3 protein-coding genes are annotated in these 9,794 nt (G+C 69.8%); 1 reads left to right on the top strand and 2 read right to left on the bottom strand.

Features of this window, described 5'->3' with window-relative positions:
• Both AB0N16_RS40210 and AB0N16_RS40205 read right to left on the bottom strand, forming a co-directional pair.
• A partial coding sequence (locus tag AB0N16_RS40210) for a polyketide synthase (RefSeq protein WP_365805777.1) occupies nt 1-923 on the bottom strand: 923 nt, incomplete at its 3' end.
• 65 nt (nt 924-988) lie between these two features.
• Complete coding sequence (locus AB0N16_RS40205) at nt 989-7,381, bottom strand: thioester reductase domain-containing protein (protein ID WP_365805775.1); 6,393 nt, start codon at nt 7,379-7,381, stop codon at nt 989-991.
• Nucleotides 7,382-7,652: 271 nt separating this feature from the next.
• Between AB0N16_RS40205 and AB0N16_RS40200 the strand changes: the two genes are divergently transcribed.
• The gene (locus tag AB0N16_RS40200) at nt 7,653-9,701 is read left to right on the top strand and encodes an aminotransferase class III-fold pyridoxal phosphate-dependent enzyme (protein ID WP_365805773.1); all 2,049 of its coding nucleotides are present in this window, start codon (nt 7,653-7,655) and stop codon (nt 9,699-9,701) included.
• Nucleotides 9,702-9,794 lie beyond the last annotated feature (93 nt).

Raw genomic sequence — 9,794 nt, 5'->3', positions numbered from 1 at the left:
CCGTCCTGGTTGACCGCGGATCCTCTGATCACCGCTGACACCCGGTGACCGAGCCGGCGTGCGTCCGAGAGCCGTTCCAGCACGAGCACCCCCGCGCCCTCCGCCCAGCCGGTTCCGTCGGCGTCGTCGGAGAAGGACCTGCACCGGCCGTCGGCGGACAGTCCCCGCTGCCGTGAGAACTCGACGAATGTCGAGGGGGTCGACATGACGGTCACACCGCCCGCCAGGGCCATCGCGCACTCGCCGCGGCGCAGTGCCGCCACCGCCAGGTGCATCGCGACCAGCGACGAGGAACACGCCGTGTCCACCGACACGGCAGCGCCCTCCAGCCCCAGCACATACGCCACCCGCCCCGACAACACACTGCTCGTCGTACCGGTGAGGCCGTAGCCCTCGGTGCCGCTGTCGGCGGCGAGCAGGGAGGGACCGTATCCCTGCACGCCTCCTCCGATGAAGACGCTGGTGTCGCTGCCGCGCAGGGTGTGCGGATCGATGCCCGCCCGCTCCAGCGCCTCCCACGACGTCTCCAGCACCAGTCGCTGCTGCGGATCCATCGCCAGCGCCTCACGCGGCGAGATCCCGAAGAACCCCGCATCGAAATCCGCGGCCTCGTAGAGGAAACCCCCACGACGCGTGTACGACTTCCCCGACGCCTCCGGATCCGGGTCGTACAGATCCTCCACGTCCCAGCCCCGGTCCTGCGGGAACTCACCCGAGGCATCCACACCCCGCTCCACCAGGGACCACAGGCCCTCGGGCGAGTCCACCCCGCCCGGGAACCGGCATCCCGCACCCACAATGGCAATCGGCTCGTGAGCGGCTGCCACCAGCTCGTCGCGTTCCCGGGACAGTTCTTCGTTGTCCTTCAGGGCCGTCCGGAGTGCCTTCACCAGTTCGCTGTTCGAGATGGTGTTGCCGGTCATGTCAGACTCCACTGTTCATTGAGCGCAGGTGCTGGTACGGGGTGGCGGTCCGGATATCAGGGACCTCAAGCGGCCTCGGACTCCGCGAGAGCGGGGAAATACCCAGTGCGCACGAAGAAGTCCATGTAGGTCCGCAGGAGTTCGGGCGTGAGCGGTGGGCATACGATCCCGCTGCCCTCCAGGGCGTTCACGGTGTCGCTGGTGTCGATACGGGGGTAGATGTCCCGCCAGCCGTCGCCCGACTGCGCGTATTCGTAGTTGTCCAGAAGCGGGGCGATGGCGTTCCCCTCGTCCGACCTCACCGTTTCGATCCAGTCCGCCAGGGCGACGGGCGCCACGGCGTACCCGTAGGACCGCACCACTTCGACGAGGTCTTCGAAGGAGACGCTGTCGTCGTTGTAGTACTGGAAGACGGGCACGGCTCCGTCGGCCTTGCGCGACACCTCGACGATGGCGGCGCCGACGTAGTCCACCGGCATCATGTGGAAGGACACCGGCAGTTCCTTCGGCGCGGCCGCCGCCTGAACGATCCCCTTGACGCTGAGCCAGACGAAGTCCTGTGTCTGGCAGGCCCCGTTCTCCTGGTCGCCTGCGATCAGGTCGACCCGGTGGACCGTGACGGGCAGGCCGCGCTCCCGTGCCAGCCCCACCAGGCCTTCCGCCACCCATTTGCTCTGCCGGTAGCCGTTGGACAGCTGCTCCGCGGGGCCGGTGACGCCGATCGGCTTCAGCGGCGTGCCGTCGGCGTTCGCCGACAGGAAGACACCGGTGGTGGAGACATAGTGGAGCGGTACGGTGCGAGAGGCGGCGGCCAGGCGCAGCAGTTCCTCGGTACCGGAGACGTTGGTGGCCTTGAGCGAAGCGTACGACCGCACCCAGTTGACCTCCGCCCCGGCGTGATAGACGACGTCCACCAGGCGTGCCAGTTCGTCGAAGCGCGAGCTGTCCAGTCCTAGCCGGGGCTGGGCGAGGTCGGCCTGGACCACGACGATCCGGTCGTGGTCGAGCCGGTCCGCCACGCCGTACCAGTCGAGGTTCTGCATCAGACGCTCGCGTGCGTGGTCCGGGTTGTCGCCACGGACCAGGCAGTGGACCGTGGCTGTGGTCTTCTCCAGCAGTTCACGCAGCAGGAACGCGCCGAGGAAGCCGGTCGCACCGGTGAGCAGCACGTGTGCGGGATCGGGTGCGCACCGTACGCACTCGTCGGCAGGACGGATGTCGTCGGCGAGCCGGACCTCCGCCGGGAAGTCGATCTGCACGGTGGTCCGGGTCAGGAGGTAGTCGGTGAGGCGGGCAGGGGTGGGGTGATCGAAGACCAGAGACGCCGGCAGAGCGCCGGTGACCGCCGAAGCCAGCCGGTTCCGGAGGGTGACCGACATCAGGGAGTCGAAGCCCAGTTCGGCGAACGCCTGGTGCTCGCCGATGTCGTCACCCGATTCCCGTCCCACCGTGGCAGCGATTTCCTCGCGCACCCATCCGAGCACGAAGTCCCGGCGCTCCGCCTCGGGCAGCGTCTCAAGGTGCCGCTCGAGCGAGTCCACCGCGCCGGAACCAGTGCGCACGGAGGGTCGCCAGGGCTTGCGGACCAGCCCGCGGAGCAGCGGCATCGCGGGACCGCGTCCAGCACGCAGCACGGGAAGATCCACGGGGGTGGCGATCACCGTGGGTGTGCGCAGAGCCAGGGCTGCGTCGAGCATCCTCAGCCCCTCGGTGGCCTCGATGGCGGGGAATCCGCTGTCGGCGATGCGTTGCAGATCCTGCGCGTCCAGGTGGCCCAGCATGCCGCTCGCCTGTGCCCACAGCCCCCAGGCCACGGACGTCGCCGGCAGGCCGCAGGCGCCGCGGAATTCGGCGAGGGCGTCCAGGAAGACGTTGGCGGCGGCGTAGTTGGCCTGGCCGGGGCTGCCGAGGACTCCGGCGATGGACGAGAACAGCACGAAGGCCGACAGGTCCACGTCGCGGGTGAGTTCGTGCAGGTGCCAGGCGGCCTCCGCCTTGGGCCGCAGTACGCGTGCCAGGTGTTCGGCGCCGAGGGCGGAGATGACACCGTCCTGGACCGCGCCCGCGGTGTGGAACACGGCGGTCAGCGGACGTTCGGCCGGGATCCGTGCCAGCGCCGCCGCCACCTCCTCCCGGTCCGCGACATCGCAGCCGAGAACGGTGACGTCGTGCGCGCCGAGCCGGAGCAGCTCCGCACGCAGTTCGTCGGCTCCCGCTGCCGTGGGGCCGCTCCTGCTCAGCAGCAGCAGGTGACGGACTTGGTACGCGCTGACGAGATGCCTGGCGACCAACGCGCCCAGGGAGCCGGTGCCGCCGGTGATCAGGACGGTGCCCTCAGCCATGGACGGCCGTGCGGTACCGGGGAGTGCCGGCCGCTGCTCGGCGCTGGATCGGGGCGGCGACGCCCGCACCATGCGTGGCACGTACGCGTGTCCGTCCCGGACTGCCAGCTGGGGCTCGTCCGACAGGGCAGCGGCGGTGAGTGCGGCGGTGGCGTCGGCGGTGGGTTCCACGTCGACCAGGACGATGCGGCCTGGGTTCTCCTCCTGGGCGGACCGGACCAGTCCCCACACCGGCGCCAGCCCGACATCGGGTGTGGCGCCGTCCACGGAGACCGCGCCTCGGCTGAGGATGACCAGCTTGGCATCGGCCAGTCGGTCGTCGGCGAGCCACTGCTGCAGGACGTCGAGCACGTGCGCGGTGACGGCACCCGCCGTGGCGGCGGGGTCCGCGAGGCTGTCGGGCGCGGCCTCCAGGAGAACCGCGTCGACCTCCGTCCCCGCGGCCACATCGCTCACCGTGGGGAAGCGCGGCGCTCCCGGGAGCGTGGTAGCCGCTTCCTGTCCCAGAGTCCCCCACCGCAGCTCGGTGCTCTCCTCGGCCCACGCGAGCGGCGTCCAGCGGATGTGGAACAGGCTGTCGTGGGTGCGTGTCCGGGCGTGCCGCACCCGTTCGGCGGGGTCGCTCGGGAGCACGAGGGAGCGCACGCTCAGCACCGGCTTCCCGGTCTCGTCGGCGAGCCGGAGGGAGAGGTCGCCACCCGCCGCCCGAGCCACGCGAGCCCGCAGCGCGGGTGCGCCGGACGCGTGCAGACGCACACCGTGCCACTCGGACCCGGTCACGGTGCCGCCGCCGTCGATGCGGGCGGCCGCGTCCAGCAGAGCGGGGTGGATGCCGTAGAGCGCCGCATCCGAGCGGGCGTCCTCGGGCAGTTCGAGCGACGCGTACGTCTCGTCATCGCGCCGGCCCGCCCAGGCGGTACCGGGTATCTCGACGTGGACCACGTCCGGCGGCGGCCAGGCGGCCAGGGTGAACGGCCGCTCGCCGCTCATCGCGGTGAGGTCACCGAAGGCATGTCTCGTCCACTGTCCTTCGCTGCCGTGCGGTCGGGAGTGGATGCCGAGCGTCCGCCGGCCGGCCTCGTCCGGCTCCGAGACCAGGACCTGGAGGTCGAGGGCGCCTTCGGCGGGCAGGGTGACGGGGACGTCGACGACCAACCGCTCCAGCACCGTGCAGCCCACCTCGTCACCGGCCCGGACGCCCATCTCCACCAGGGCCGCATCGGGAACGACCGGCACGCCGTCGGACATGTGACCGGCGAGCCAGGGGTGCGAGCGGACGGAGATCCTGCCGCTGAACACGACGCTGTCGGAACCCGCGAGGGACACCGCGGCGCCCAGGAGCGGGTGCTCGGTGGTCTGGAGTCCCAGGGAGCCGAGGTCGGTGGTGTGGCGGTGGTGGTCGAGCCAGAAGCGCCGGGGCTGGAAGGCGTACGTCGGCAGGTCGACTCGCGCGGCTCCGGTGGACTCGTAGAAGAGCCGCCAGTCGATGGCCAGGCCCTGGGTGTGCAGCGTGGCGAGCGCTGTGGTGAGCGCCGTCAGGTCGGGGACCTTGCGGCGCAGCAGCGAAAGCGCGCCCGGTTCCTCGATGACCGGGGTGAGGACGGCGTCGAGGCCGACTTCGACAAAGGTCGTCGTCCCGGTTTCCCGCAGTGTGTCGACGGCCTGATGGAAGCGGACGGTTTCGCGCAGGTTGCGGACCCAGTACTCCGGTGTGGCGACGACCGAGCCGTCGGCCTGTCGTCCGGTGACGGTCGAGACGAAGCCCAGGACGGGGTCGTGGTAGGTGACCGTCTCGGCGACCCTCCGGAACTCCTCCAGCATTCCGTCGATCTTCGGCGAGTGACCCGCGTGCGTCGTGGTGAGGCGCTTCGCCTTACGGCCGCGTGCGGTGAAGGTGTCGGCGATGTCGAGCACGGTTCGCTCGTCCCCCGAGACGACCACGGAGTTGCCGGAGTTGACCGCGGCCACGCTGGCCAGGGACTCGTGGCCGCGTAGCAGGGGGCGGACCTCGGCCTCGTTCGCCTCGACGGCGATCATGGCGCCGTCGGTGGGGAGTTCGCCCATCAGCCTGCCGCGTGCCGCGACGAGTACGACGGCGTCCGCGAGTTCCAGCACTCCGGCGGCATGAGCAGCGGAGAGTTCACCGAGCGAATGACCGGTGACGGCGTCCGGCCTGACTCCGAGGTGCTGGAGAAGCCGGTGCAGCGCCGTCTGCAGGGCGAACATGGCCGGCTGCCCGTAGCGTGCCTGGTGAAGCAGTTCGCCGTCACCTTCGAGGACGACCTCCAGCAGCGGGCGGTCGAGATACGGTTCGAAAGCGGCGCAGACGGTCTCGAACGTCGTACGGAACTCGGGGAAGCGCTCGCACAGTTCGCGGCCCATGCCCACGTACTGCGCGCCCTGGCCGCTGAAGACGAACGCGGTGACGGGCCTGGCGTCCACGATGCCCTGCGGGCCCCGCGGCGTCCCGTCCGCCAGTGCGCGAAGGCCCTTCAGCAGGGTTTCCCGGTCCTCCGCGACGACGGCCGCACGGTGCTTGAGCACCGCCCTGGTAGTCGCCAGGGAGAAGGCCACGTCCAGGACGTCGGCGTCCGGATCGGCTTCCAGGTGCGTGTGCAGGCGCCGGGCCTGCTCGCGCAGGGCTTCCGCCCCGGCTGCCGACAGCAGCGCCGGGACCGCCCCCGGATTGCGGACCCGGTCTTCGGGGCGGTCCTCCGCCGCCGGACGGTCCACCGGCGGAGCCTGCTCGAGGATGACGTGGGCATTGGTGCCGCTGACACCGAAGCCGGAGATCGCGGCCCGCCGGGGAGCGCCCGTCCGCGGCCACGGCCGGGACTCCTGGAGGAGCCGGACATCTCCGCTCTCCCAGTTCACCAACGGCGTCGGCGTCGCACTGTGCAGACTCTTCGCCAGTACACCCCGACGCAGTGCCTCGACCGTCTTGATGACTCCGGCGACACCGGCGGCCGCCATGGCGTGGCCGATGTTCGACTTCACCGATCCCAGCCACAGCGGCTCGCCGGACGCCCGGTGGCGTCCGTACACCGCGAGAAGCGCCTGCGCTTCGATCGGGTCGCCCAGTTTGGTTCCCGTCCCGTGTGCCTCGACGGCGTCGACGTCGGAGGGGGACAGCTGTGCGTCCTCGAGGGCCTGGCGGATGACCTTCTGCTGGGCCGGACCGCTCGGCGCGGTCAGGCCGTTGGAGGCGCCGTCCTGGTTGACGGCCGAGCCTCGTACGATCGCCAGGACCTCGTGCCCGCTGCGTCGCGCGTCGGAGAGCCTCTCCAGCACGACCACGCCGGCGCCCTCGCCCCAGCCGAGTCCGTCCGCCTCGGCGGCGAAAGGCTTGCACCGGCCATCCCTCGCCAGACCGCGCTGGCGGGAGAAGTCGACCTGGCCGATCATGGTGCCGGCCACTGTGGCACCACCGGCCAGGGCGAGCGTGCATTCACCGCGACGCAGGGCGTTGGCGGCCAGATGCAGAGCCACGAGCGACGACGAGCAGGCGGTGTCGACGGTGATGGCGGGGCCCTGAAGGCCGAGGGTGTAGGCGATGCGGCCGGAGGCCGCGGCCCCGAGGGCGCCCGTCATCAGGTAGCCCTCGAACTCCTCGGGCCAGCCGTCCACAGCGATGTAGCTCTGACCCGCCACACCGACGAAGACTCCGGTACGTCCGTCCTTCAGTGATGCCGGGTCGATGCCAGCCCGCTCCAACGCCTCCCAGCCGACCTCCAGCAGGAGGCGTTGCTGCGGATCCATCGCGGTGGCTTCGCGGTCGGATATCCCGAAGAACTCGGCGTCGAACTTCGTAGCCCCTTCGAGGAATCCTCCCTCGCGTACGTAGGTCTTGCCCACGCTGTCCGGGTCGTCGTCGAAACGGCCGTCCAGATCCCAGCCTCGGTCGGTGGGCGCGGCCCCGATGGCGTCCCGCCCTTCGGCGACCAACCGCCAGAGATCCTCGGGGCCGCGGACATCACCCGGCAGTCGGCACGCCATCCCGACGATGGCCACGGGCTCGTCCTTTGCCTCCTCCAGTTCCTTGACCCTTTGCCGGGTCTTCTGAAGGTCGGCTGTCACCCACTTCAAGTAGTCGACGAGCTCTTCCTGTGTGGCCATACAGTGGGACTCCTCCCTGCGAGGCTCAGCACGCGGCCGGCTGGTGACTGCTCGCGCGCGCCGGAGCCTGGATTCGCTCCGAACGTATCCCAGCACCAGTAACTTGCTGCGCACCGTGCCGGATTACTGTCCGGTGAGTTTCCGATGGGTCCCATATGGCTGCCCGTCACGGCAACGGCAGTAATCTGCTGCACCGGCTTACCGGATGGCGATCGAGTGCCAGGCGCCGTCGCTCCGGACCCATCAGCGTCCCAATTCCCGAAAGGGCGTCATGACGACCACCCCCGTTGAACTCGCCGAGCCGTTCCTGCGCAATGTACTCGGCACTTTCGGAATTGACGTCAGGTACTCCCGCGCCAAGGGAAACACGCTTTTCCGTAGCACCGAGGACGGTGCGGAAGTACCAGTTCTGGACATGGTGGGCGGATACGGCTCACTCATTTTCGGGCATCATCACCCGGACATCACGGCCGCTGCCAAGGCACATCTGGAGTCGGAGACCCCGATCCTGGCACAGTTCTCCCAACACCCCGCGGCCAGCGCCGTGGCGACCAAGCTGAACGAGATCGCACAGCGCGAGCTGGAGCCGGACCAGACCTATTCGTGCACGTTCGCCAACAGCGGCGCCGAAGCGATCGAGGTCGCGGCCAAGCACGCCGAGCTGGACCGCGTCCTGCGTCTGCGTGACCTCATGACGGAACTGGAGCACAGCACGCAGGCCGCGGTCGCCGCCCACGCGGCGGGTGCCGCGATCGCCGACGACGAGAGCCTGGACGCCCTGCTCGAGCGGGTGACCGCGGTCAACGCACAGGCGGTGTCCCGGCAGCCACTGTTTCTCGCCCTGCAGGGCGGCTTCCACGGCAAGCTCATGGGCAGCGTCCAGCTCACCCACAACCCTGATTTCCGCACCCCGTTCCAGAATCTGTCGGCCCAGTGCCGATTCGTTCCGATCGGCGACGAGGCAGCGCTGCGGGCCGTCGTGGAGGCGGAACGAACGGTCCTGCTGGAGCCGGTCGTCCGCGACGGGATCGTATCCGTCCGGGAGCGTGAATTCCCCACGTTCACCGCCTTCCTCGTCGAACCGATTCAAGGAGAGGGTGGTGTGCGCATCCTGACGCGGGAGTTCGCGCGCGTCATCCAGGATGTGTGTGCCGAGCTCAAGTGCTCCCTCATCGTGGACGAAATCCAAACGGGTGTGGGGCGCACCGGCACGTTCTTCGCCAGTGCTCACATAGATCTGCACGGCGACTTCTACGCACTCGCGAAGAGCCTCAGCGGTGGCATCACGAAAACGGCCGTCGTGCTGGTACGTGAATCCCGGTACCGCCCGCAGTTCGAGCTGGTGCACAGCTCGACCTTCGCCAAAGACAGTCTCTCCTCGGCCGTCGCACTGCGGGTGCTGGAGATGCTCGAAGCGGACGACGGCCTGGCCTACCGGCTGGCGTCGGAGCGCGGCGAGCGGCTGCTGAGCGCACTGCGCCGGGTGCAGTCGGAGTTCCCGGACGTCCTCAAGGAGGCGCGCGGCACAGGGCTGTTCACCGGGCTGGAGTTCGCCGAGCAGTCGACGGCGGCTTCCCCCGTCATCCGCGACCGTTTCCTCGCGGGTACCTTCGGTTACGCCCTGTCCGGCTACCTTCTGCACCAGCACGGTATCCGTGCGCTGCCGACCGCCAGCGCCACCAGCACGCTTCGTTTCCAGCCGTCCGTGTACGTGACCGATGACGAGATCGACCGCCTGGAAACGGCGCTACGGAGCCTGGCGCGGATCATTCGTGCGCAGGATGCCGTGCATCTTGTGCAGTTCCTCACGGGGACCCCCGCGGCTGTCGCCGATGACGAGGTCAGGGACTTCGGCGTGCCGATCACGCCGTCCAGTGAGGTGGACCGGTCCGACACGGTGGCCTATGTCAGCCACCTCGCCGATGCCGCGGCACTGCGTGGGATCGATCCGTCGCTCGCCGTCCTGGACGACGAGGCGCTGGCGGGTCTCGTCACGCGCTGGGCTCCGGTCCCCGCCATGGCGCCGCTCGCTCCCGTCGCCTGCACCTCCCCGGAGGGGAACGAGGTGCATGTCGTGCTCTATCCGCTGCTGCTGTCCGGGGAGACGCTGCGGGGCATGGCCGCGGCAGGCGCCCTCGGCGCTCTCCAGGAACACCTGCGGACCGTCCTCACCGCGGGTCACCGACGCGTGGTCGTGGATCCGGTGCTCGCCGAGCTGCTGAGCGAGGACCTGGCCGGAGCCGGTGAGGCGGATGGTTTGGGATGGCTGCATCACATCGCCTACCTGGACCGGCAGTTCGTCTGGCCTCGCAAGAGCTGACGGCTTCCTTCGAAGCCCCTCAGCGGCACTCGTCGCAGCACCTGCGAACCCTCCCCGCCCCTCCCCCAGTGTGCGCATCGCCGGAGGCAACAC

Source organism: Streptomyces sp. NPDC051105, from assembly GCF_040682795.1.
GTDB lineage: Bacteria > Actinomycetota > Actinomycetes > Streptomycetales > Streptomycetaceae > Streptomyces.
This window is presented reverse-complemented; position numbering and strand designations above follow the sequence as displayed.

What these genes read in the sequence shown, in the direction of transcription:
- AB0N16_RS40200 (WP_365805773.1), top strand. Translation starts at nt 7,653, where the DNA reads ATGACGACCACCCCCGTTGAACTCGCCGAGCCGTTCCTGCGCAATGTA.
- AB0N16_RS40205 (WP_365805775.1), bottom strand. Translation starts at nt 7,381, where the DNA reads ATGGCCACACAGGAAGAGCTCGTCGACTACTTGAAGTGGGTGACAGCC.